The 22,972-nt window shown below is 72.2% G+C and carries 20 protein-coding genes and 1 pseudogene; 12 read left to right on the top strand and 9 right to left on the bottom strand.

Going from position 1 to position 22,972, the window contains the following annotated elements; all coding sequences use genetic code 11:
- Nucleotides 1-120: 120 nt before the first annotated feature.
- Nucleotides 121-2,067, bottom strand: a complete 1,947-nt coding sequence (gene gyrB, locus ACGF5G_RS06625) for a DNA topoisomerase (ATP-hydrolyzing) subunit B (RefSeq protein ID WP_357450208.1) — start codon at nucleotides 2,065-2,067, stop codon at nucleotides 121-123.
- A 507-nt stretch (nucleotides 2,068-2,574) separates the two neighbouring features.
- On the opposite strand from gyrB, the gene ACGF5G_RS06620 reads away from it, so the two are divergent.
- Nucleotides 2,575-3,129 (top strand): hypothetical protein, encoded by a 555-nt coding sequence (locus tag ACGF5G_RS06620; protein ID WP_350677718.1) that lies wholly within the window; start codon nucleotides 2,575-2,577, stop codon nucleotides 3,127-3,129.
- On the opposite strand, the gene ACGF5G_RS06615 is transcribed toward ACGF5G_RS06620, so the two are convergent.
- Entirely contained in the window at nucleotides 3,114-3,620 is a 507-nt protein-coding gene (locus ACGF5G_RS06615) for a MarR family winged helix-turn-helix transcriptional regulator (protein ID WP_393259554.1), read from the bottom strand. The genes ACGF5G_RS06620 and ACGF5G_RS06615 overlap by 16 nt on opposite strands.
- Nucleotides 3,621-3,702: 82 nt before the next feature.
- On the opposite strand from ACGF5G_RS06615, the gene ACGF5G_RS06610 reads away from it, so the two are divergent.
- Complete coding sequence (locus tag ACGF5G_RS06610) at nucleotides 3,703-3,930, top strand: hypothetical protein (RefSeq protein ID WP_393259552.1); 228 nt, start codon at nucleotides 3,703-3,705, stop codon at nucleotides 3,928-3,930.
- A gap of 3 nt (nucleotides 3,931-3,933) precedes the next feature.
- On the opposite strand, the gene ACGF5G_RS06605 is transcribed toward ACGF5G_RS06610, so the two are convergent.
- The 5 genes from ACGF5G_RS06605 to dnaA form a co-directional block, all read right to left on the bottom strand.
- Nucleotides 3,934-4,578: a DUF721 domain-containing protein gene (locus tag ACGF5G_RS06605; protein ID WP_393259550.1), complete on the bottom strand. Its 645-nt coding sequence runs from the start codon at nucleotides 4,576-4,578 to the stop codon at nucleotides 3,934-3,936.
- Nucleotides 4,568-5,701 carry a DNA replication/repair protein RecF gene (recF, locus tag ACGF5G_RS06600; protein ID WP_393259549.1) on the bottom strand — a complete coding sequence of 378 codons (1,134 nt, stop codon included), beginning with the start codon at nucleotides 5,699-5,701 and terminating at the stop codon, nucleotides 4,568-4,570. Before recF ends, ACGF5G_RS06605 begins: the two co-directional genes overlap by 11 nt.
- A 16-nt stretch (nucleotides 5,702-5,717) precedes the next feature.
- Nucleotides 5,718-6,590: a phosphogluconate dehydrogenase (NAD(+)-dependent, decarboxylating) gene (gnd, locus tag ACGF5G_RS06595; RefSeq protein WP_393259547.1), complete on the bottom strand. Its 873-nt coding sequence runs from the start codon at nucleotides 6,588-6,590 to the stop codon at nucleotides 5,718-5,720.
- 40 nt (nucleotides 6,591-6,630) lie between these two features.
- The gene (dnaN, locus tag ACGF5G_RS06590; protein WP_393259545.1) at nucleotides 6,631-7,764 is read right to left on the bottom strand and encodes a DNA polymerase III subunit beta; all 1,134 of its coding nucleotides are present in this window, start codon (nucleotides 7,762-7,764) and stop codon (nucleotides 6,631-6,633) included.
- 789 nt (nucleotides 7,765-8,553) lie between these two features.
- Nucleotides 8,554-10,416, bottom strand: a complete 1,863-nt coding sequence (gene dnaA / locus ACGF5G_RS06585) for a chromosomal replication initiator protein DnaA (protein ID WP_393259544.1) — start codon at nucleotides 10,414-10,416, stop codon at nucleotides 8,554-8,556.
- Between the two features lie 633 nt (nucleotides 10,417-11,049).
- Between dnaA and rpmH the strand changes: the two genes are divergently transcribed.
- The 9 genes and pseudogenes from rpmH to ACGF5G_RS06540 all read left to right on the top strand — a co-directional run.
- Nucleotides 11,050-11,187: a 50S ribosomal protein L34 gene (gene rpmH / locus ACGF5G_RS06580; RefSeq protein WP_091100492.1), complete on the top strand. Its 138-nt coding sequence runs from the start codon at nucleotides 11,050-11,052 to the stop codon at nucleotides 11,185-11,187.
- Between the two features lie 37 nt (nucleotides 11,188-11,224).
- Nucleotides 11,225-11,641, top strand: coding sequence for a ribonuclease P protein component (gene rnpA, locus ACGF5G_RS06575; protein ID WP_393259542.1), 417 nt, complete (start codon nucleotides 11,225-11,227; stop codon nucleotides 11,639-11,641).
- Between the two features lie 44 nt (nucleotides 11,642-11,685).
- Nucleotides 11,686-11,925 (top strand): membrane protein insertion efficiency factor YidD, encoded by a 240-nt coding sequence (gene yidD, locus ACGF5G_RS06570; protein ID WP_393259541.1) that lies wholly within the window; start codon nucleotides 11,686-11,688, stop codon nucleotides 11,923-11,925.
- 3 nt (nucleotides 11,926-11,928) lie between these two features.
- A complete protein-coding gene (gene yidC, locus ACGF5G_RS06565; protein WP_393259539.1) occupies nucleotides 11,929-12,918 on the top strand; it encodes a membrane protein insertase YidC in 990 nt (329 codons plus the stop codon).
- Between the two features lie 215 nt (nucleotides 12,919-13,133).
- Nucleotides 13,134-13,724 carry a protein jag gene (locus tag ACGF5G_RS06560; protein ID WP_393259537.1) on the top strand — a complete coding sequence of 197 codons (591 nt, stop codon included), beginning with the start codon at nucleotides 13,134-13,136 and terminating at the stop codon, nucleotides 13,722-13,724.
- Between the two features lie 199 nt (nucleotides 13,725-13,923).
- Nucleotides 13,924-14,637 carry a 16S rRNA (guanine(527)-N(7))-methyltransferase RsmG gene (rsmG, locus tag ACGF5G_RS06555; protein WP_393260642.1) on the top strand — a complete coding sequence of 238 codons (714 nt, stop codon included), beginning with the start codon at nucleotides 13,924-13,926 and terminating at the stop codon, nucleotides 14,635-14,637.
- Between the two features lie 283 nt (nucleotides 14,638-14,920).
- On the top strand, nucleotides 14,921-16,240 hold the full coding sequence (locus ACGF5G_RS06550) for an AAA family ATPase (protein ID WP_393259536.1): 1,320 nt from the start codon (nucleotides 14,921-14,923) through the stop codon (nucleotides 16,238-16,240).
- 27 nt (nucleotides 16,241-16,267) lie between these two features.
- On the top strand, nucleotides 16,268-17,290 hold the full coding sequence (locus ACGF5G_RS06545) for a ParB/RepB/Spo0J family partition protein (protein WP_393259534.1): 1,023 nt from the start codon (nucleotides 16,268-16,270) through the stop codon (nucleotides 17,288-17,290).
- Between the two features lie 1,602 nt (nucleotides 17,291-18,892).
- Nucleotides 18,893-19,603, top strand: a pseudogene (locus ACGF5G_RS06540) (hypothetical protein); the annotation flags it as partial.
- A 91-nt stretch (nucleotides 19,604-19,694) separates the two neighbouring features.
- Here the strand turns inward: ACGF5G_RS06540 and ACGF5G_RS06535 are convergent.
- Both ACGF5G_RS06535 and ACGF5G_RS06530 read right to left on the bottom strand, forming a co-directional pair.
- Nucleotides 19,695-20,693, bottom strand: coding sequence for a D-alanine--D-alanine ligase (locus ACGF5G_RS06535; RefSeq protein WP_393259532.1), 999 nt, complete (start codon nucleotides 20,691-20,693; stop codon nucleotides 19,695-19,697).
- A 7-nt stretch (nucleotides 20,694-20,700) separates the two neighbouring features.
- Nucleotides 20,701-22,014, bottom strand: coding sequence for a PLP-dependent aminotransferase family protein (locus tag ACGF5G_RS06530; protein WP_393259531.1), 1,314 nt, complete (start codon nucleotides 22,012-22,014; stop codon nucleotides 20,701-20,703).
- Nucleotides 22,015-22,306: 292 nt separating this feature from the next.
- Between ACGF5G_RS06530 and ACGF5G_RS06525 the strand changes: the two genes are divergently transcribed.
- The gene (locus ACGF5G_RS06525) at nucleotides 22,307-22,972 is read left to right on the top strand and encodes a GNAT family N-acetyltransferase (protein WP_357450258.1); all 666 of its coding nucleotides are present in this window, start codon (nucleotides 22,307-22,309) and stop codon (nucleotides 22,970-22,972) included.

The raw sequence follows: 22,972 nt of genomic DNA, 5'->3' as shown, positions 1-22,972 counted from the left end.
TATCAGACTCAGAGTCGTTTTCGTGCTGTGGATAACGGCTGTGGAAACCGGCCATGCTGTGGATAACTCTGTGGATCGCCGGGCCGCCCGGTGGATGACCGGTCGGCCCGGCGAGCCCCGTCAGATGTCCAGGAACCGGACGTCCTTGGCGTTGCGCTGGATGAACGAGCGGCGCGCCTCGACGTCCTCACCCATCAGCACGCTGAACAACTCGTCGGCGGTTGCCGCGTCGTCGAGCGTGACCTGACGCAGCGTACGCGTCGCCGGGTTCATCGTGGTCTCCCACAGCTCCGGGTAGTTCATCTCGCCGAGACCCTTGAACCGCTGGATGTCGTCCGGCTTCGCGTTCGGCTTCTTCTGCTGGCGCAGCGCGATCAGCCCGTCCCGCTCCCGGTCCGAGTACGCGTACTGCGCGTCGTCGCCCCGCTTGTTCCACTTGATCTTGTAGAGCGGCGGGGCGGCCAGGTAGACGTGCCCCAGCTCAACCAGCGGGCGCATGAAGCGGAAGAGCAGGGTGAGCAGCAGCGTCTGGATGTGCTGGCCGTCGACGTCCGCGTCGGCCATCAGCACGATCTTGTGGTAGCGCAGCTTCTCGATGTCGAAGTCGTCGTGGATGCCGGTGCCCAGCGCGGTGATCAGCGCCTGGACCTCGTTGTTCTTCAGCACCCGGTCGATCCGGGCCTTCTCCACGTTGAGGATCTTGCCGCGGATCGGCAGGATCGCCTGGGTGCGCGGGTCGCGGCCCTGCTTGGCCGAGCCGCCGGCCGAGTCACCCTCGACGATGAAGACCTCGGACTCGCGCGGATCGGTCGACTGGCAGTCGGCCAGCTTGCCGGGCATCGAGCCGGACTCCAGCAGCGACTTGCGCCGGGCCAGCTTGCGCGCCTGCTGGGCGGCGATCCGGGCCCGGGCGGCCTGGGACGCCTTCTGGATGATGATCTTCGCCTCGGCCGGATTCCGGTCGAACCAGTCCACCAGCCACTCGTTGCAGACCCGCTGCACGAAGCTCTTCACCGGGGTGTTGCCGAGCTTGGTCTTGGTCTGGCCCTCGAACTGCGGGTTGGTGAGCTTGACCGAGATGATCGCGGCCAGGCCCTCGCGGATGTCCTCGCCGGAAAGCTTCTCGTCGCCCTTGAGCAGCTTCTTCTCCGCGCCGTACCGGTTGACGACGCTGGTCAGCGCGGCCCGGAAGCCCTCCTCGTGGGTGCCGCCCTCGTGGGTGTTGATGTTGTTGGCGAAGGTGTAGACCGACTCGCCGTACGACTCGTTCCACTGCATGGCGATCTCGACCGACATGCCCTCCTCCTCGGCGCCGAACTCGACCACCGTCCGGTGGATCGGGTTCTTCGAGGCGTTGAGGTGCCGGACGAAGTCCGCGATGCCGCCCTCGTAGCGGAAGGTGACCTCGCGGATCTTGCCTTCCTCGCCCTCCGGAACCCGCTCGTCGAGCAGGTGGATGGTGAGGCCGCGGGTGAGGAAGGCCATCTCCTGGAGCCGCCGGTAGATGGTCTGGAAGTCGAAGTCGACCGTCTCGAACACGTCCGCGTCGGGCCAGAAGGCGACCGCGGAGCCCGTCCGGTCCGTCGTCTCGCCCTTCTCCAGCGGCGTCGGCTTGGAGTTGTGGTACTGCTGCCGCCAGACGAAGCCGGACTTGTGGATCTCCACCGCCATCTTCGTGGAGAGGGCGTTCACCACGGAGACGCCCACGCCGTGCAGACCGCCGGAGACCGCGTACGCCTTGCCGTCGAACTTGCCGCCCGCGTGCAGCACCGTCAGCGCCACCTCGACACCCGGCTTCTTCAGCTTCGGGTGCAGGTCCACCGGGAAGCCCCGGCCGTTGTCGGTGACCCGGACCCCGCCGTCGGCGAGCAGCACCACGTCGATGGTGTCGCAGTGCCCGGCCAGCGCTTCGTCCACCGCGTTGTCGACGACCTCCCACACCAGGTGGTGCAGACCACGCTCGCCGGTCGACCCGATGTACATACCGGGCCGCTTGCGGACCGCCTCCAGACCCTCGAGAACGGTGATCGACTCTGCGCCGTACTCCTGCTTGTCCTGCGCTGCCACCCTCGGCCACTTTCTCGCGCCGTCCGCGCCTGGTGGCGCGTCGGGCGCGGGTTCGGCGGACAGGACGCGACGTCGGCACGCGGACCGGCACCGGGGACAATTCCGGGGTACGGGTCGAACGCGCCGGTCGCCGCGGTTGCCCGCGGATCGCGATCGGCTCGACCCGGCATGGAGAATGATCGCGGGCCCCGCACCGGGCCCGTGTCTCGTCGCTCCGCACCGGGTCTTCGTCTCGGGGTCAATCTTACTGTGCGGCAGCGACAGAACCACCACTCGGCACCCCTGCGAGGCGTCTCAGACCGACGTAGCCGGCCGAACCGCGCCGCCCGCGACTCCCCCTACACGCCAGGGCCCGATCGGGGGCGCGACCGGCCGACGATCGGTGTCGGCCGGTGGCCAGGAGAGACCCGCCCCGCCGCGCCGACGGCCCGGCCTTGATCTTTTCCTGCCGGAACCGGACGATCGACCCGATCGAACCGACACACGCTCATTAAGAGGTGACACCAGATGGGGCTGGACAACGTCGCGGTGCAGTGGCCGCGGACCGGCCGCTTCTACGACCCGGTCGCGCCGGCGGAGTTCGTCGACTTCGGCGACATCGTCGACATGCCGCGCATCTCCGCGCCGACGGCGGCGCTCGCCGAGCTGATCGCCAAGACCGGCACCGTCCGGGCCACCGCGTACACCGAGCTGGTGGACCTGTTGCTCGGGCTCGAAGGTGTGCTCTACGCCACCGACGCCGCCGCCGAGGACGAGGACCCGGTGATCGACCCGGACGGCTGCGCCTGGATCGCCGGCGGCATCGAGCGGTTCGTGGCGGGCCACCGCCCGCACGGCGAGGCGGTGACCTTCGACTCGGTGAGCCAGGTGCTGCGGTCGCTGCTCGCCGACGGGCGGCTGGCCGAGCAGCAGTTGCGCTGGCTCGACAGCCGGCTGGACGCGCTGCGCGACGAGAGCGGCGCGCCGCCGCAGTGGAACTTCACCTGTGCCGAGCTGAGCGTGCTGGCCGCCTTCTACCGGCGCTGCGCCGACCGCGGCTTCGCCGTCTACGCCGACGCCTGACCCGGCGCCCCGCCCGACCCACGCGGGTCGGTCGGGGCCGCGGCGCCGGCGCGGTTGGCGGCGGTGATGACCCGGGTCAGCACGGTGTGCAGGTGACGCAGGTCCGCGATCGGCAGGCCCAGCCGCTCGACGATCGCGGGCGGGATCTGCTCCGCGCGCTCCCGCAGGGCCTCGCCGGTCGGGGTCAGCGTCACCGCGAGGCTGCGCTCGTCGGCGGGGTCGCGCTCCCGCCGGACGTAGCCATTCGCCTCCAGGCGCTTGAGCAGGGGCGACAGCGTACCCGGGTCGAGCTGCAACAGGCGGCTGAGGTCGCGTACGGACAGTGGCGCGTACTGCCACAGGGCGAGCATCACCAGGTATTGCGGATGGGTCAGCCCCATCGGCTCCAGCAGCGGCCGGTAGACCGCGACCACGCCGCGCGCGGCGACGGAGAGCGCGAAGCACACCTGCTGCTCCAGCGCCAGGGGATTCCCGTCGAAATCGTCGGGCACGGGCTGGACCTCCTCGTCGTCGTTGGTATCGTACCAATGGTTGGGGTACTAATTATTTGCGCGCTAACGGAAGGGTCAGTCGATGAGCAACGAGAAGCCGGCTCCGAAGGGCTCTGGCGAGGGTGGCTGGCTGATGGCGTGGGCCTTCCGGCGCTGGGCCGGCCCGCCGGAGGTGCAGGGCGCCGTGCAGGGTGGCTCCAACGAGGCCCGCGAGGCCTGGAAGCAGGACCTGGAGCGCCGCAAGCAGTGGAGCCGCGAGCAGCGGGAGCGCAAGCGCGCCGAGCGGGAGGCCCGGCGCGGCGGTCACTGACCGTCAGCCGTAGGTGTCCCGGGGGCCGCGTCCGCGTACCCGGCGGGGGCCCTTCGACCAGGAGGGCGCGGCGGGGCCGTGGATGTGCAGCTTGCGCACCACGTTGTGACCGACCTCGCGGGCGATCTGCTGGAGCAGTGAGCCGGCCAGCAGCCGAAGCTGGGTGGCCCAGGCGGTCGACCGGGCCTCCACGGTCAGCTCGCCGTCCTCCAGCTTGACCGGCCGGCTGTGCTGGGCCACCTCCGGGCCCACCACCCGCTCCCAGGCGCCGAACACGGTCGCCTCCGCCGCCGGCTGCTGCCAGCCGCGCGCCTTCACCAGCCGGTTGAGCACCGCGCCGAGGGGCTGCGGGTCCCGCGGGTCCGGCCCCGGGCCCGAGTAGCCGCGCAGGCGCCGCTGCGGGCCGCCGTCGCCGTCGCCACCCGCGCCACCGCCGGGGGCACGCCGGCGCGTGCGCGCCGCCGCCTCCCGCCGGGCCCTGGCCGCGTCGAGCACCGCCCGGGCCAGCTCCGGCCCGCTGGCGCCGGCCGACGCGTCCCCGCCGCCCGCCGCGCCGCCGGGATCACCCGTCGTCCTGCCGGAGTCGCCGCCGGCCGGCCCGCCACGCCCCGGGCCCAGGCGGGCGGGGGGCAGCTGCTCATCCGACACGGCGCACCGTCCGGTCGCCGACGGCGTACCGGGTGCCGCGCAGGGACGCCGGCACGTCGTCGTCGACCGCGCAGGTCACCAACAGCTGGCTCGCCCCGCCGACCAGCCCGGCCAGCCGCTCCCGCCGCCCGGCGTCCAGCTCGGCGAAGACGTCGTCGAGCACCAGCACCGGCTCGATGCCGTCGGAGCGGAGCAGGTCGTACCCGGCCAGCCGCAGCGCCAGCGCGTACGACCACGACTCGCCGTGGCTGGCGTACCCCTTGGCGGGCAACGGGCCAAGGGTCAGCGCCAGCTCGTCGCGGTGCGGGCCGACCAGCGTGGTGCCTCGGTCGACCTCGGCGGTGCGGGCCTCGGCGAGCGCGGCGGTCAGCGCCGCCGCCAGCGTCTCCCGGTCGGTGGTCGGCTCCGCCAGTTCCACGGAGGGCCGGTACGCGATCCCGGCCGCCCCCCGGCCCGCCGCCACCGCGTCGTACGCCTTGGCCACGTGCGGGGTGAGCGCGGCGACCAGCTCCAGCCGGCCGGCGAGCAGCTCCGCGCCGTGCCGGGCCAGATGGGTGTCCCAGACCGCCAGGGTCGACAGGTCCCCGCCCCGCGACCCGCCCGTCTTGCGGGCGAGGTACGCCGTGCGCAGCAGGGCGTTGCGCTGCTTGACCACCCGCTCGTAGTCGGCGCGCACCCCGGCGTAGCGGGGCTGGCGGCTGACCAGCAGGTCGTCGAGGTAGCGGCGGCGCTCCGCCGGGTCGCCCCGGACGAGCTCCAGGTCCTCCGGGGCGAACAGCACGAGCCGCAGCGCGCCGAGCACGTCCCGCGCCCGGCGGGCCGGGGAGCGGCCCAGCCGCGCCCGGTTGGCCTTGCCCGGCACGATCTCCAGCTCGACCAGCAGCTCGCGTCCCTCGTGCACCACGGCGCAGCGGATCACCGCCGAGGCGGCGCCCATCCGGACGAGGGGGGCGTCCGTGGCGACCCGGTGCGAATCCAGGGTCGCCACGTAGCCCAGCGCCTCGACGAGGTTCGTCTTGCCGACGCCGTTGGCGCCGATCAGGACGTTCGCCCCCGGCTCCAGGTCCACGCCGACCCGCTCGTACGAGCGGAAGTCGACCAGTTCGAGCCGGCGGACGTACACAGCCTGTGGATACCGATCAGCGCTTGCGGACGGCGTGCCCGCCGAACTGCTGACGCAGCGCGGCGACGGCCTTCATGGCCGGCGAGTCGTCCTGCCGGGAGGCGAACCGGGCGAAGAGCGAGGCGGTGATCACGTTCAGCGGCACGGCGAGCCGGACCGCCTCGTCGACCGTCCACCGGCCCTCGCCGGTGTCCTCCGTGTAGCCGCTCAGCTCGGCCAGCTCCGGGTCCTCGTCGAGGGCCCGGTCGAGCAGGTCGAGCAGCCAGGAGCGCACCACGGTGCCCTCGCGCCAGGACTTGAACACCCCCGGCACGTTGGTGACCAGCTCGGACTTCGCCAGCAGCTCGTAGCCCTCGGCGTAGGCGTGCATCAGGCCGTACTCGATGCCGTTGTGCACCATCTTGGCGTAGTGCCCGGCGCCGACCGGCCCGGCGTGCACGAAGCCGAACTCGCCCTCCGGCTTCAGCGACTCGAAGATCGGCATGAGCCGGTCGACGTGCTCCCGGGCGCCGCCGACCATCAGCGCATAGCCGTTCTGCCGGCCCCAGACGCCGCCGGAGACGCCGGCGTCGAGGTAACCGATGCCCTGCTCGTTGAGCCGCTCGGCGCGCGGCGCGTCGTCGCTGAACCGCGAGTTGCCGCCGTCGATGATGATGTCGCCCTCGCCGAGGACGCCGGCGAGCTCGTCGATGGTCGCGTCGGTGACACCGGCGGGGACCATGACCCAGACCGCGCGCGGCGACTCCAGCTTCTCCGCCAGCTCCGCCAGGGTCGCGACGTCGCTCAGCTCCGCGTTGTGGTCGAAGCCGACCACCTCGTGCCCGGCGGCGCGCAACCGCTCGCGCATGTTGCCGCCCATCCGGCCGAGCCCTACCAGGCCGAGCTGCATGTGTTCCTACCTCCGTGCGTCGGGGTCTTCTCGGGCGCGATCAGCGGGAGACGCGGATCGGCATGATGAGGTAGCGGTACCCCGGGACGACCTCGCCATCCTCGCCGGCGGGCGAAATCACCGCGGGCTTGAAGGCGTCGACGAACGAGAGCACGGCGAACTGGGCCCCCAGGTTGGCGAGGCCGTCGATCAGGTACTGCGGGTTGAAACCGATGGTGAGCGGGTCGCCGGTGAAGGTGGCCTCCATGGCCTCGCTGGCCCGCGCCTCCTCGGTGCCGCCGGCCTCGACCACCAGGCCGTCGGCGCTGAAGCTGAGCAGCACCGGGGTCGTCCGCTCGGCCACCAGGGCGACCCGCTTGACGACCTCGATCAGGGTGCTGACGGGCACCCGGGCGTCGGCGTTGTGGGCGGCCGGGAAGAGCGAGCGCACCGGCGGGTAGTTCGCGCCGTCGAGCAGCCGGCTGGTGGTGCGCCGGGTGCCGCCAGCGAAGCCGATCATCCCCTCGCCGGCCGCGCCCTGGGAGAGCGCCATGGTGACCTGGCCGCCGAGCGGGCCGAGGGCCTTGGCGGTGTCGTGCAGGGTCCGGGCCGGCACGAGGGCGTTGATGCTGACCTCGGGGTCGTCCGGGTTCCACTCCATCTCGCGCAGGGCCAGCCGGTAGCGGTCGGTGGCGAGCATGGCCAGCGTGCCGCCGGAGAGTTCGATGCGTACGCCGGTCATCATCGGCAGCGTCTCGTCGCGGCCGGCGGCGACGGCGACCTGGGCGACGGCGGCGGCGAAGGCGGCCGCGTCGACGGTGCCGGCGCTCTCCGGCATCTCCGGCAGGGACGGGTAGTCCTCGACCGGCATGGTGGGCAGGGTGAACCGGGCGCTGCCGCAGACCAGTTCGAGGTGTGCCCCGACGGCGGCGATGTCCACCGGCTTGGCCGGCAGCGCCTTGGTGATCTCGGCAAGCAGCCGGCCGGAAACCAGGGCGGCCCCGTCGGCGTCCCCCTGGACCTCGACGGTCACCTGGCTGGAGACCTCGTAGTCGAAGCCGGAGACCTGCAGGTTCCCGTCGGTGACGCGCAGCATCACGCCCGCGAGCACCGGCACGGACGGCCGGTTGGGCAGGCTCTTCGCGGTCCAGGCCACGGCCTCGGCGAGCGCGTCGCGCTCCACTCGGAACTTCATCAATGCCTCCGCGTCGACGTCAGCGACAACTCTCTCATGCCGACCGCTGCCTACCGACCCGCCTGTCCGTGCGGGTACCCATCGCACCTTAGGGCGCGCGGGCATCGGCTGTGCGCCCGACCCCGTGGACTTCCCGGTGCCGGAGGCCCGCCCACGGCGGGTCCGGCCAATCCACAGGAAGTCCAACGGTGGTGATTGGTTTTTGTTGTCTTAGAAGAGATAACCCGTCATCTTCATCGCACCTGTGCAAACTGTGGAGAACCGCCGTCTGCGCAGGTCAGACACGTTATCCACCGGTGGGTTGGCTGTGGAGAACCAGGGGTACAACCCGTGTCGCGATCCACAGGCGGCGACTGCCCCCAGGTTTTCCACCGTTGTCCACCGGTTGTCCACCGGTAATCCACGGACTTTCTCCCCAGTCCTGTGGACAGACGGAACCGGCTCGACGGGCGTCATCCCCAGAACCTTCAACAGCTTGCCCACAGGCGGACCGTCGTCGGTGGACAACGACGACGTTGTCCCCAGGCGTCCACAGCGTCGTCCCCAGGGTTTCTCCACAACCTGTGGGTAACCGAGGATTGTGCGGACGGTAGTTATCCACAGGCGGTGGACAACGAGCTGTGGACAACGATCCGGGCGGTGGACGGACACGGCTTCGATGGTGTGGTCTCCACCATGTCGAGGGTCAAGCCCGGGCCGGCTGTGGAGAGACGGAAACGCCCGGCCGGTGGTCCGGCCGGGCGTTTCCGTCACTTCTCGCCCACCGCGCGTGACGGTTGGGCGTACGCGTCAGGTGTTCTGCTTGATCCGGTTCGTCAGCTCGGCGATCTGGTTGTAGAGCGAGCGGCGCTCGGCCATCTGCTGGCGGATCTTGCGGTCGGCGTGCATGACGGTGGTGTGGTCCCGTCCGCCGAACGCCTGCCCGATCCGGGGCAGCGACAGGTCGGTCAGTTCCCGGCACAGGTACATGGCCACCTGGCGGGCGTTCACCAGCACCCGGGAGCGGGAGTGCCCGCGCAGGTCCTCCAGGCTGACGCCGAAGTACTCGGAGGTGGAGACCATGATCTGGTCGGCGGTGATCTCCGGCCCGGCGCCGTCGGGGATGAAGTCCCGCAGCACCTCCTCGGCCAGCGACAGCTCGACCGTGGACCGGGTCAGGCTGGCGAACGCCGTCACCCGGATCAGCGCGCCCTCCAGCTCCCGGATCGAGTTCGACACCCGCGAGGCGATGAACTCCAGCACGTCCGGCGGGGCGTAGAGGCGCTCCTGCGCCGCCTTCTTCTGCAGGATCGCGATCCGGGTCTCCAGGTCCGGCGGCTGGATGTCGGCGAGCAGCCCCCACTCGAACCGGGTACGCAGCCGGTCCTCCAGGGTGGCGAGCTGCTTCGGCGACCGGTCGGAGGTGATCACGATCTGCTTGTTGGCGTTGTGCAGGGTGTTGAAGGTGTGGAAGAACTCCTCCTGGGTGCGCTCGCGGGTCTCCAGGAACTGGATGTCGTCGATCAGCAGGATGTCGACGTCGCGGTAGCGCCGCTGGAACGCGCTGGTCTTGTCGTCCCGGAGCGAGTTGATGAAGTCGTTGGTGAACTCCTCGGTCGAGACGTACCGGACCGAGCGGGCGTTGCCCAGCGTCGTGGCGTAGTGCCCGATGGCGTGCAGCAGGTGCGTCTTGCCCAGCCCCGAGCTGCCGTAGATGAACAGCGGGTTGTACGCCTTCGCCGGCGACTCCGCCACCGCGACGCTCGCCGCGTGGGCGAAGCGGTTGGACGAGCCGATGACGAACGTCTCGAACATGTACTTCGGGTTGAGCCGGTTGCCGCCGCCCTCGACGCCGCCGGGCAGCCGCCGGTCGTCCCGGCCGCCGGGACGGTGATCCACGCCACCCCGACCCGGCCCGCTGTCGGTGCCGGTGTCCCGGGGCAGCGCCCGGATCACGTGCTGGTCCCGGGGGGAGACGGCGTCCTCGCGGTAACGCGGCTCGAACCCCCGGGTGTCCGCGGTCGGCGGGTCCAGCCGGGCGGCCTGCTCGTCGAAGCCGCGTCGGTCGGGCGCGCGCCGGGCCGGTGCCGTCCGGTCGGGCCGCGGCGGCTCGGCGAACGCCGTGCTGAACAGGGCCTCCTGGCCGTCCCGGTCGTCCAAGCCGGGCCGGAGCCCGTCGTCGACCGGCCGGGCGGCCGGGACCGGGCCGTCCGGCCGCCGCTCCGGGTGCGCCTGCTCGGGGATGAGCGGCGGTTGCTGCCCGGGGTCGAGGGCCGCGCCGTCCAGCAGGCCCACCGCCGCGCCGTCGAACGCCACCGGCCCGTCGCCGAAGTCGCGCGGCCCACCGCCGTCGTGGTCCAGCGGCTCGGGGGCGCTGCGGTAGACGGTGCCCGCCGGGCGGCCGGAGCTGTCGTCGGGCACGCGTACGGTCACCGCGACCTGGATCGGCCGGCCCAGCCGGCGGGTGAGCGCCTCGGTGATCGCCGGGCGCAGCCGGGACTCGATCACGTCCCGGGTGAAGGCGTCCGGGACGGAGAGCAGCGCGGTGTCCTCGACGATGGCCCGCAGCCGGGTCAGCCGCAGATACGCCCGCTGCTGCGCGGAGATGATCTCATCGGCGAGCTCGTCGGTCGTCGCCGTCCACACCGCGGCAAGGTCGGTCGTGCCGGTCACCGTCGTGCCACCCCCTCGCCTCTGCTCCGCCGACGCCGCCGTCTTCTCCGGTCGGTCGCCCCGGGCCCGCCGCGTTCACGGGCGGAACGACACCCACCCGGACGGCCGACCGGTCCTCGTCCACAAGTTATCCACAGCCTGTGTACGTACCGATTGTGGCCGCCCGCCGGATGCGGGTCGGACCTGCCCCCTGCCTGAACGGGCGCTGAAGCGGGTTCACCGTGCCGAACGATTCACTGCCTTGTCCGGTCTTGCCCGCCAGCGACGACCGGACCTTTCGACGCTGACCGCAATCGGGCACGGTAACAGCGTTGTCCGCGCGCCATCAACCGCCGACGCGCGGCGACCCTTGGCAACATCAGCGAAAACCGCCGCTTCGGTCGTGGGCGGAGCACCGGTGTCCGCCCTGGTGAGCGTGTTTGACGGTGGTTGCCCGCCTGCGTAGGCTGGATCGGCTGCTCTCTCGCCCTCTGCTAGGGTGATGGGTGCTTGCTGTCCGCGGTCGCTTCCCCGCATCGCCGAGGTCCCGCATCGCCGGGCAGCACCGATCGGGGGCCACCGCCGAGGTGGCCTGGACCACCACACGACCCCGGCGACCCCTCGCCCGGGGCGTACGAAAACGGAGAGCCTGACGTGAGCAAGCGCACCTACCAGCCGAACACCCGCCGGCGCGCGAAGACCCACGGCTTCCGGCTGCGCATGCGCACCCGTGCCGGCCGCGCCATCATCTCGACCCGTCGCTCCAAGGGCCGCGCCCGCCTGTCGGCCTGAGGCCGACCGGGTCAGGTCCGGGGGGACGTGGGCAGTCGTGCTGGCGGCCGCACAGCGACTGCGGCGCAGCACTGACTTCGCCGCAGCGGTCCGGGGTGGCCGCCGCGCCGGCCGTGGCGCGATCGTCGTCCACCTGAGCCTGCCGGCGACCCCTGACGCCGCGACAGCAACCTCGCCGGAGCCGGCGCGGAGCAGCGGTGCGGAGCAACCCTCCGCGCCGGCCCGCGCCGGCTTCGTCGTGTCCAAGGCAGTGGGCAACGCGGTCGTCCGCAACCGGGTCCGCCGTCGCCTGCGGCACCTGGTCCGCGAGCGGCTGACGGAACTGCCCCCTGGGAGCACCCTGGTCGTCCGCGCGCTGCCGGCCGCGGCCGAGGCGGCGTACCCGAGACTGGGCGCCGACCTGGACGCGGCGATCGCCGCCGCGCGGGCGCCCCGCGGACGGCGGTCGCGGTGACCGCCGGGCCGGCCGCGCCACGGCCTGCGACGATCGGTGCCCGGGTGCTGAGCGGGCCGATCGTCGCGTACCGTCGGTGGATAAGTCCGGCTCTGCCGGCCCGCTGTCGGTTCTACCCGTCGTGCAGCGCCTACGCCCTCGAGGCGGTGGCCCGGCACGGCGCTGTCCGGGGAGCTGGCCTGACGGTCCGGCGGCTGTTGCGCTGCCACCCCTTCCACCCAGGTGGACACGACCCGGTGCCGGAGCCGGGCGGACGCCGCCGTGCCGATGTGACTGGAGCCTGAGAATTGAGTCTCGACTGGATCTACTACGCGATTTCGTGGATCCTGCTGGCCTGGCATGGGGCCTGGGAGGCCATCGGGGTGCCGGACACGGCGGCGCTCGGCACGAACTGGGCCTGGATCCTCGCCATCGTCTTCCTGGTGGTCACCGTTCGGGTGATCCTCTTCCCGGTCTTCGTCAAGCAGATCAAGTCGCAGCGGGCGATGCAGGCGCTCCAGCCGCAGGTGAAGGCGCTGCAGGAGAAGCACAAGGGTGACCGGGAGACGCTCCAGAAGGAGATGATGGAGCTCTACCGGAAGGAAAAGGCCAACCCGCTCATGGGCTGCCTTCCGATGGTCCTCCAGATCCCGGTCTTCCTCGGCCTGTTCCACGTGCTCCGCCGACTCGATCCGGGGAAGAGTGAGAGCGGCAAGACCCTCTACGGCTGGACGGTCGGCCAGTTCGAGAGCGCCTCGGCCGCGAAGCTCTTCACCGCGCCGATCGCCGGCAAGTTCGGCTCGACCGCCGACGAGCTGGCGGCGCTGAACGCCAACGGCACCACCGTCAAGGTCATTGCCGGCATCCTGGTCTTGTTGATGATGGGCACGACCTACCTCACCAGCCGCCAGATGATCCTCAAGACCGGCTGGGCCGAGGATCCGCAGCAGCGGATGATCCAGAAGCTGATGCTCTACGGCATCCCGGCGTCGCTGCTCGTCTCCGGTGCCATCTTCCCCATCGGCGTGATCATCTACTGGGTCACCAACAACCTCTCCACCCTGGCGCAGCAGCAGTGGGTACTGCGCAAGTTCCCGCCGCCGCCGACCGCCACTACCGGCAAGCCGGGCACCTCGACCCGCAACCCGGTGCAGCCGGCCAAGACCGGCCTGCTGGGCCGCGCCAAGCCGGCCCCCCAGGCCCCGGCCAAGCCGGCCGCGCCGAAGGTCGCCGGCCCCAAGCCGGGCGCCAAGCCGGCCAACCCCAAGAAGGGCCGCCCCGCCAAGCGGCAGGGCTGAGGACCTCCGGGCCGCCGTCGGGAGACCGGCGGCGGCCCGTTCCGCACCGTGCAGCCGCCGTACGGCCGGCGCCGGGCGGAACCCGCCGCGCGCGGCGCGGTCACGGGCGACACTGCCCGTACGACAGACGTGCCCGTGGGCACCGGCGACCTCCCGTCGGCCCCGGGAAACCAGCGGACCCGACGGTCCGGCCGAGCGAGTACGGAGATGAGACCGTGACCGACACCAGCACCCCCCGCGCCGACCAGTCCCTGGACGAGGAGGGAACCGAGCCGACCGCGGTGAACGGCGAGACCGAGGAGGCCGACGAGGAGCCGGCCACCAAGGAGAAGAAGCCCGCCGGCGAGAGCGAACTGTTCCGGCAGAGCGAGATCGCGGCCGACTACGTCGAGGGCCTGCTCGACATCCTCGACTACGACGGCGACATCGACGAGCTGGTCTCCGGCGGCCGTCCGGTCGTCGAGGTGGTTGGCGGTCGGCTGCAGAACCTGGTCGGCCAGCGCGGTGCCACCCTGGAGGCGCTCCAGGAGCTCGCCCGGCTCGCCGTGTTCCGGCAGACCGGCACGCCGAGCCGACTGCTGCTCGACGTCGGCGGCTACCGGGCGAACCGCCGCAAGGAGCTCGCCGCAGTCGCCAAGAACGCCGTCGAGAAGGTCAAGGAGCACGGCGAGCCCGTGCGCCTGGAGCCGATGTCCGCATTCGAGCGCAAGTGCGTGCACGACGTGGTCAACGCGATGAGCGGCGTGGAGAGCGAGTCCGAGGGTGTCGAGCCGAACCGGCGCATCATCGTCCGGCCGGCGGACTGACCGGGTGGCTCACGACGACACCGCGGCCGGTGCCGCGGCCGGCCCGGGTGGCACGCCGCCCGGGCCGTCGCCTGTCCGGCCCGACTCGCCCGTGCCTTCCGACGCCGCCGCGTCGGCGGCCGATGGCGGTGCCCCGTCGCCGGCCGACGGCCGTGCCCCGTCGCCGGCCGACGGCCGTGCCCCGTCGCCGGCCGACGCGGTGCTGCCGCCCGAGCTGGCCAGTGCGGCACGCACCCTTTTCGGCGACCGGATCGACCTGGCCGCCGCGTACGCCGAGCTGCTGGTCACCGACGGCGTGGTCCGCGGCCTGATCGGGCCGCGCGAGGCCCCCCGGATCTGGGACCGGCACCTGCTCAACTGCGCGGCGGTGGCCGAGCGGATCCCGGAGGGTTCGGCGGTGCTCGATGTCGGCTCCGGGGCGGGACTGCCCGGTCTGGTGCTCGCGATCGCGCGGCCGGACCTGACGGTGACCCTGATCGAGCCCCTCGCCCGGCGCACCTCCTTCCTCATCGAGGCGGTGCAGCAACTCGGCTTGGCGAAGACGGTCCGGGTGTTCCGGGGCCGGGCCGACGAGGCGGCGACCGGGTCGACCGGGGTGGGCCCGCTGAGCGGGGACGTGGTCACGGCGCGCGCCGTCGCCCCGCTGGACCGGCTGTCGACGTGGTGCCTGCCGCTTGCCGTTCCCGGCGGTCGGCTCATCGCTCTCAAGGGCGCGTCGGCGGCCGACGAGATCGCCGAGCACGCGGAGACGGTGGCGCGGCTGGGCGGCGGGGAGCCCGAGATGCACCGCTGCGGCGAAGGAATCATCGACCCGCCGACGACCGTGGTGGAGATCGTGCGGGAGCGGGTGGTGAGGCCGGTCCGGCCCAAGGCGCCGAAGAGGTCGCGCGGCGGGCGGTCCCGTCGACGCTGACTCCACGTGGGAGGCGACGCCCGAGCGGGTGCCCCACCGGCGTCCCGGGCGGCGGTTGCTTCGTTGAACCGGTACGGGTGGACGGAAGGGATGAGAACCCGACGTGGACCGGCTGCGCCCGTGAGCCGTAGGCTGGCCGCGCGTCGATAGTGTGGAGCGGGCGGCAACGGACGTTCACCGGATCCCGACCGCTCCCGCCGGCCGCACGCTCCGCGGTGCGAGCACCACGTGCGGCCGGTTGACGGGGTGCGGACCGACCATCCGAAGCGGGCAGGGATGACAGGTGCATGACGACGGCAGGTACGACGATCCACGCGTGACCGGATCAGCGGGCGATCCGGTTTCACGTGAAACCGACTACCCGAGCTGGTCGCCCGACGGGCCGTTCCACGGTTCGTCGACCCGACCGCCGGACTGCGATCCGATCGTCCAACGGGACACCGCCGACCCGGCCGGGCCGGAGCTGCCGGCCGCCCGCCCGGCCTCCGACGGGCTGCCGCGCCCGGGCAACTCCGCCGGCGGTCGGGTGATCCCCATCCGCCGCAACCCCTCGGCCTCGGCGCGGTTCGAGGCGGCCGTGCCACAGCAGCCGACCCCGGATGCGGTGCCGGACGCCGCCCCCGTACCCGTACCCGTCACGGACACGCCCGCGTCCCCGGCCGCCGCCTACGGGCCCGCCGCGACCGAGGCCGCGTACGTTTCACGTGAAACCCCGACGCGCGAAGAGGATGACCCACCGTTGGCTATGGAGGCGATGCGCGCCGTGCAGATCCTGAATCCTAGTGGCGAGGTGACGATGCCTCGGCCGGAGCGGACCCGGGTCATGTGCGTCGCGAACCAGAAGGGCGGCGTGGGGAAGACCACGACCACGGTCAACCTGGCGGTGGCGCTCGCCCTGCACGGTAACCGGGTGCTGGTGGTCGACCTGGACCCGCAGGGCAACGCCTCCACCGGGCTCAACGTCCCGCACCACACCGGGGTGCCGGACGTCTACGACTGCCTCATCAACAGCGTGCCGCTGGAGGAGGTCGCCCAGGGGGTCGAGGGCATCCCCAACCTCTGGTGCGTACCGGCCACGATCGACCTGGCCGGCGCGGAGATCGAGCTGGTGTCGGTGGTCGCCCGCGAGTCCCGGCTGGCCCGGGCCATCGCGGCCTACCCGGGCCACTTCGACTACGTCTTCATCGACTGCCCGCCGTCGCTCGGCCTCCTCACGGTCAACGCGCTCGTCGCCGCGCAGGAGGTACTCATCCCGATCCAGTGCGAGTACTACGCGCTGGAGGGGCTGAACCAGCTGATCAACAACATCAACCTGGTTCGGCAGCACCTCAATCCGAAGCTCGAGGTCTCCACGATCCTGCTCACCATGTACGACCGGCGTACGCGGCTGGCCGATGCGGTCGAGCAGGACGTCCGGAACCACTTCGGCGACAAGGTGCTCCAGGCGGTCATCCCGCGCAACGTCCGCGTCTCCGAGGCACCGAGCTACGGCCAGTCCGTGATGACCTACGATCCGGGATCGCGGGGGGCGACGAGCTACTTCGAGGCCGCCCAGGAGATCGCCGAGCGTGGCGTCAGGGAGTCGGTGAGCCGGAATGCGTAGTGCGGAACAGTCGCTGGGAGGCGTGGCATGAAGAACCGTCCTCGGGGCGGTCTGGGTCGGGGCCTAGGGGCCCTCATCCCGACCGGACCGGCGCCGACCGCCGACCCCGCCACGGCTGAGCCGGCGGCACCCGCCAGCGATGCTGTCGGCACGCCTGCCGAGACGACGCCATCGCCGGTAAGTCCGCCCGTCGCGGCGCAGCCCGAGCCCGTGCTCAGCCCGGTCCCGGGCGCCCGGTTCGCCGAGATCCCGGTCGACGCGATCGTGCCGAACCCGAAGCAGCCCCGGCACATTTTCGACGAGGCAGCTCTGGAGGAACTGAAGACCTCGATCCAGGAGGTCGGCTTCCTCCAGCCGATCGTCGTACGACAACTCGACGACGAGAAGTACGAACTCGTCATGGGCGAGCGACGCTGGCGGGCCGCGCAGGCGGTCGGGCGGGAGAGCATCCCCGCCATCGTCCGGGACACCCGGGACGACGCCATGCTCCGGGACGCGCTGCTGGAGAACATCCACCGGGCCAACCTGAACCCGCTGGAGGAGGCCGCCGCGTACCAGCAGTTGCTGGAGGAGTTCGGCGCCACCCACGAGGAACTCGCCCAGCGGATCGGCCGGAGCCGCCCACAGATCTCGAACACCATCCGGCTGCTCAACCTCCCGGCGCCGGTGCAGAATCGGGTCGCCGCCGGCGTGCTCTCCGCCGGCCACGCCCGGGCGCTGCTGAGCCTCGACGACCCGACGGCGCAGGAGCAGTTGGCCAAACGGATCGTCGCCGAAGGGCTCTCGGTCCGCGCGACCGAGGAGATCGTGATGCTGGCGGTGAGCGACGACAGCGCCGGCAAGAAGGAGACGGCCAAGCGCCGGCCCAAGCCGCACGCGCCCGCGTTGACGGATCTGGCCGACCGGCTCTCCGACCGGTTCGACACCCGCGTCAAGGTGGACATCGGCCGGAGCAAGGGCAAGATCACAATCGAGTTCGCGACGGTCGACGACCTGGAGCGGATCGTCGGCCTCATCGGTGTCGGCCAGGAGGAGGAGCCGGAGGGCTGACCCTCCGACCGCCGGCCGCGTGACCCCACCGGGCCACGCGGCCGTTCCATGTCCGACGGTGGCGTCCACCCGCGGCGGTACGCCTACCCTGCCGGCGCCTCCGGCGGCGCGGCGCAACCAACGCCACCGACCGTGCCGGGGTGCCCCCTCATTCGAGCGCCAGGAGCCTGAGGTGGGCCCGCCCTGCCCGGACCCTGCTCGCTCGCGCTTCCGGCGCTGCGGGGCAGCAGGAGGCTTTCCGTCCGCCCCCCAAGTGGCCCTGCCTGGATCAGGGGGTGTGGACGTTGGTGGTAGCGGTGGCTCCCCGGTTTCACGTGAAACCGGGGAAGCCCACCAGGCGGTTTGCGGTCGTGGACGCTGGTGGCGGGGCGGCGGTCTCCCTTCGGTCACCGACACGTGCGGTGCTGGTGGGTGTGGCTCGTGAACCTGCGCGCACCGGCTCCACGAACCTTGAACCTGGAGGCGGGAGTTGCGCTGCCACCGAGGTTGCCGAATCTCGGGCTGTGCGGTTTCACGTGAAACGGTGCAGCGAACAGGTGGCCGCGCCCGCGCCGCCTTTCAAGGGAGGTGGGCCGGTGAGGCTGGGCCACGCCCGTCCTCCGCCGCCCTTCGGAAGCTGCCTCATGGCACCGCCGCCCCCTCCCGGTCCGGGTCTCGGCACTTGGCCCCGGCTCCCGGCCGTCGGTTCCGCCCACGCCTTGTCCCCGCCGCCGCCGGGCCCCTTGATTCCCGACCAGTGCCTGGCTGCCATATTTCGGCACCTGACCCCGGCCTGTGCAGCCCGGCCTGTCCAGCCTTGCCTTCGGCGTATGGCCCCTGTCTATGGTGCCCGGCATCGGCCTGTGCGGCCCCCAAGCTCCGTTGCCTGGCGTCGTCCTGTGCGGCCCCCGCCTCCGCGCCTGGCCCGCCTCTGGAGCCCGCGACACCTGCTTCCCGGGCCGGCTCCGGCAGCGATTGGAGGAGTCCAGCTTCCCCACCCGGACCCCGACCCCGGGCGACCCGACCCCGGCTCCCGGCTCCCGGCTCCGTGACCCATTCAGCCTGCGGCTCCGACGCTGGCCGCCCGGCTTCCCGCTCCCGCCCGGCGCACTGGCCCGCCGACGAACCGATGAAGCCGAGCGGGACGGCGTCGGGCGGGACGTCGACCGGAACGGCGTCGGCCGGAACGGCGTCGACCGGAACGGCGTCGACCCGAACGGTGTCGACCGGAACGGCGTCGACCCGAACGGTGTCGACCGGAACGGCGGATGGCGTTGACGGCGCGGAGAGGGTCGACGACCGAGTGCGCGAAGGCTCGCGGACGTCCCCCGGGGCGGCCGGCGTTTCACGTGAAACGGCTGCCCTCCCGTGGCGCCCGGACGGTGCGGATCGGGGCCGGAAGTTATCCACACCAGTTATCCACAGCCGGGCCTCGTTTCACGTGAAACCCCGCGTGAAACCCGTTGCTGGCCTGTGGATGACGGGGTGTGTTCCGGGTCTCAGCACCCTGTGGATAGCTGTGGACAAGCCCCTTGGGTGGCCCTCTCGCGGCTGCCGGCACAGAGCCGCCGTCGGCTCTTTCGGGTAGGGACACCGGTGCCGGAAGCGGTTAGTGTCAGCGTCGTGCGCGACACCCCTCCCTCAGTCCCGGACTTCGCCCAGTGGCCGTCCTTCCCCTTCGAGGGCGACCTCCGCGTCAAGCAACTCGATGATCCGGTCCCGGTCGAACCGCCCCGCAAGGGCGAGGGGCACCGGGAATGCACGGCCTGCAACGCCCCCGACGACGCCTACATCTGGGTGGGCGAGCGCTGGCGGGTGCGCGCCATGGACCGCCCCACGGGGCTGCCGATGGTGCTGATCCTGGAATCCCGCTCGCATCTGGACCTCGGCGACCTGCCGAACCTGCTCGCCGCCGAGCTGGGAGTGATGACCGTACGCCTGGAACGGGCGATCCGGTCCCTGGACGGGGTCGCGAGGGTGCACGTCAACCGCTGGGGCGACGGCTCGGCGCACCTGCACATGTGGTTCCTCGCCCGGCCCTACGGTCGACTCCAGCTCCGCGGGACCTTTCTCTCCCTGTGGGACTCGATCCTGCCGCCCATCTCCGAGGCACAGTGGCGAGAGAATCTCGCCCTGGTCGCGGCCTGGCTCGCGGAGTTCGGGGGGCGGACCCTGGCCGAGCCGTCGCGCATCCAGTGGCAGGCCCCGTCCAGCTTCACCGGGCAGCCCTCGCCTCGGGACGACGCCACCACCGGCGAGGCGGTGTCCGTGATCGAGTCCGCCGAGGAGGCGTACGTCCCGGCGGCCGACAGCCGGGAGGCCGACGCCGCCGCTCCGGAGGGCAGGCAGTCCGACGACTGACGCGGCACGGGCGGCCACCCGAGGTCGCGGGGTGGCCGCCCGTGCCGGCGGAAGGAACGGACGGTCAGGCCCGGCGCGTCGCGGCGCGCGCGACCAGCGTCCCGATCATCTTGCCGAAGTCCAGACCGGCGGCCTGCACGGCGAGCGGCAGCAGGGAGGTCTCGGTCATCCCCGGCGAGACGTTGACCTCCAGCACGTGCGGCTGCCCCGCCGAGTCCACGATCAGGTCGACGCGGCTGAGGTCGCGCAGGCCGAGCGCGGTGTGGGCGGCCAGCGCGACGTCGGCGACCGCACCGGCCACCTCCGGCGCCAGTCGCGCCGGCGTGTGCCACGTCGTCCGGCCGGCGGTGTAGCGGGCGGCGTAGTCGTACACCCCGTTGCGGGGCACGATCTCCACCGCAGGCAGGGCCTGTGGCCCGTCGCCCAGGTCGACCACGGAGACCGCCACGTCCATGCCGGGCACGTACCGCTCGACCAGCGCCGTCTGGTCGTACGCGAAGCAGCCGACCATCGCGGCCGGGAGGGACGCGGCGTCCCGGACGACGGCGGCGCCCAGCCCCGAACCGCCCTGGGCGGGCTTCACCATGAGCGGCAGCCCCAGCCGGTCGACGATGCGGTCCAGCACCGCCACCGCGCCCAGCTCCGAGAAGCGGTCGTGCGGGAGGGCGACCCAGTCCGGGGTGGGGATGCCCGCCTCGCGGAGCACCGCCTTGGCCGACGGCTTGTCCCAGGCGAGCCGGGACGCGCGGGCGTCGCACCCCACGTACGGGACACCGCAGAGGTCGAGCACGCCGCGCAGCGAGCCGTCCTCGCCGGTCGCGCCGTGCAGGGCGATGACGACGGCGTCCGGCGGGTCGACGGTCAGGGCCGGCAACAGGGTCACGTCGGCGTCCCGCAGCTCGGCCTCCATCCCGACGGCGCGCAGCGCGTCGAGCACCCGGCGGCCGGACCGGAGCGAGACGTCACGTTCGTAGGAGAGCCCGCCGGCGAGCACCAGCACCCGCAGGTCGGCGGTGACGGCGGAGTCGGTCACGACGGAACGGTCGGCAGCGGTGGGAGCCATGCCGGAATCATGCCAAGTCGGGACCCGGCGTGTCCGAGCCGGCCTGCCCCCGCCGCGATCCGGGGCGGCCGACCGCGCCGAACACCCGCCGCATGGCGATGTCCTGCTCCATGACGCCGGCCAGCCGGCGCACACCCTCGCGGATCCGCTCCGGGGGCGGGAAGGAGAAGTTGAGCCGCATGTTGCCGCTACCCGTGCCGTCGGCGTAGAAGCCGGTGCCCGGCACGTACGCCACACGCGCGGCGATGGCCCGCGGCATCATCGCCTTCGAGTCGAGGCCGTCGGGGAGGGTCGCCCAGACGAAGAGGCCGCCGCCCGGCGTCGTCCAGGTGGTGCCCGCCGGCATCAGGTCCTCCAGCGCGGCGAGCATCGCGTCGCGCCGTTCCCGGTAGACCTCGCGGTAGACCTTGAGCTGCTCCCGCCAGGGCATGGTGCCGAGGTAGGTGGAGACGGCGGCCTGTGCGTAGCCGCTGGGGCAGAGGATCTGCGCCTCGCTGGCGATCACCAGCTTGTCGCGGACGGCGTGCGGCGCCAGGATCCAGCCCACCCGCAGGCCCGGGGCGAAGGTCTTGGAGAAGGTGCTGAGGTAGAAGACCCCGTCGCGGCGCCGCGCGCGCAGCGGCGCGGGCGCGTCCCCCTCGAAGCCCAGCTGACCGTACGGGTCGTCCTCGACCACCAGGAGGCCGGCGCGCTCGCAGATGTCGAGCACCCGTTCCCGCCGCTCCTCGGTGAGCGTCACGCCGGTCGGGTTCTGGTAGGTGGGGATGGTGTAGAGGAACTTCACCCGGCGGCCGGCGCGCGCCTGCTCGGTGATGGCCGCCTCCAGCGCCTCCGGGACCAGCCCGTCGTCGTCCATCGGCACGTGCACCACCTGCGCCTGGGCGGCCTGGAACACCCCGAGCGCGCCGACGTAGGTCGGGCCCTCGGCGAGCACCACGTCACCCGGGTCGAGGAAGAGCCGGGCCACCAGGTCGAGCGCCTGCTGCCCACCGACGGTGACGACCACGTCCTCCGGGGAGGCGCCGCAGGCGGCGTCGATGCCGGAGAGCGCCATCACCTCGCAGATCCGCTCGCGCAGCTCCAGGGTGCCCTGACCGATGCCGTACTGGAGGGTGGTGACACCGTGCTCGGCGCCGAGCCGGCCGAGCATCTCACCGACGGCGTCGAGTGGCAGCGCCGCGATGTAGGGAGCGCCGCCGGCGAGCGAGACCACCTCCGGCCGGCTGGCCACCGCGAAGAGCGCGCGGATCTCCGAGGCGGTCATGCCCCGCACACGGCGGGCGTACCGGTCGGTGTAGTCGTCGAGCGTCGTGCCGGTCATGACATCACCTCGATGGCTGCTCGGGTGGATCCCGCCCCGGCGTACCCGGGACACCGGCGACCATGGCGACGCGGGACGCCGGGTGTCGATCCTAGTCGCCCCTGCCAGGAAGGCCGCTACGACGTGACCAGCGTCCACATCGCGGACCACCGGTGGCCCTCCCGGAGGTGGTCATTCGTGCGTCCCCTCCCGTGGCGTCCGGAACCGGCGTACGATCGCTCGTCGGGGGCAGGAAGGCGGCGTTGTCGTTCCGTGCCGGTCTCACCTCCGAGCCTAATGTGGGGATGCGCCAATGTCGCGACGTCTGGTCAGCTTGACCCTCGACACCCTGGAGGACGTGCCCCGTCCGTGCCGGCAGTGCGTCTACTGGGAGCTTGACCCGGTTTCGGCGGACCGGGCCTGCGCCGCAGGCGACCCGGGGCTGGAGAAGGAGGCATGGGTCTCGCAGACGCTGCTGGAGTGGGGGTCCTGCGGCAAGCTCGTCTACGTCGACGGCATGCCGGCCGGCTACGTCCTGTACGCCCCGCCGGCCTACGTGCCCCGCTCGATGGCGTTCCCCACCTCCCCGGTCTCGGCCGACGCGGCGCTGCTGATGACGGCCAACGTGGTGCCCGCCTTCGCCGGTGGCGGGCTGGGCCGGATGCTGGTCCAGGGGGTCGCCCGGGATCTCACCAAGCGCGGCATCAAGGCGATCGAGGCGTTCGGCGACGCGAAGTTCGGTGACGCGGCGGACCCGGCCGGCACCTGCGTCGCCCCGGCCGACTTCTTCCTCTCCGTGGGCTTCAAGACGGTCCGCCCGCACCCGCGCTTCCCCCGCCTCCGGCTGGAGCTGCGCACGGCCCTGAGCTGGAAGTCCGACGTCGAGTACGCGCTGGAGAAGCTGCTCGGCTCGATGAGCCCCGAGACGCTGCTCCGCCCGGTCCGCCCGGCCCCCGCCACCCGCTCCACCGCCGGCTGA

The sequence above is a fragment of the Micromonospora sp. NPDC047730 genome, assembly GCF_043204765.1.
In the GTDB taxonomy this organism is placed as follows: Bacteria; Actinomycetota; Actinomycetes; order Mycobacteriales; family Micromonosporaceae; genus Micromonospora.
Note: the sequence above shows the minus strand (reverse complement) of the source record. Positions and strands in the feature narration are given on the sequence as shown.

Coding starts and splice junctions, on each gene's coding strand:
- ACGF5G_RS06620 (WP_350677718.1), top strand. CDS start 2,575: ATGGGGCTGGACAACGTCGCGGTGCAGTGGCCGCGGACCGGCCGCTTC.
- ACGF5G_RS06610 (WP_393259552.1), top strand. CDS start 3,703: ATGAGCAACGAGAAGCCGGCTCCGAAGGGCTCTGGCGAGGGTGGCTGG.
- gnd (WP_393259547.1), bottom strand. CDS start 6,590: ATGCAGCTCGGCCTGGTAGGGCTCGGCCGGATGGGCGGCAACATGCGC.
- dnaN (WP_393259545.1), bottom strand. CDS start 7,764: ATGAAGTTCCGAGTGGAGCGCGACGCGCTCGCCGAGGCCGTGGCCTGG.
- ACGF5G_RS06545 (WP_393259534.1), top strand. CDS start 16,268: ATGAAGAACCGTCCTCGGGGCGGTCTGGGTCGGGGCCTAGGGGCCCTC.
- ACGF5G_RS06535 (WP_393259532.1), bottom strand. CDS start 20,693: ATGGCTCCCACCGCTGCCGACCGTTCCGTCGTGACCGACTCCGCCGTC.
- ACGF5G_RS06530 (WP_393259531.1), bottom strand. CDS start 22,014: ATGACCGGCACGACGCTCGACGACTACACCGACCGGTACGCCCGCCGT.
- ACGF5G_RS06525 (WP_357450258.1), top strand. CDS start 22,307: ATGTCGCGACGTCTGGTCAGCTTGACCCTCGACACCCTGGAGGACGTG.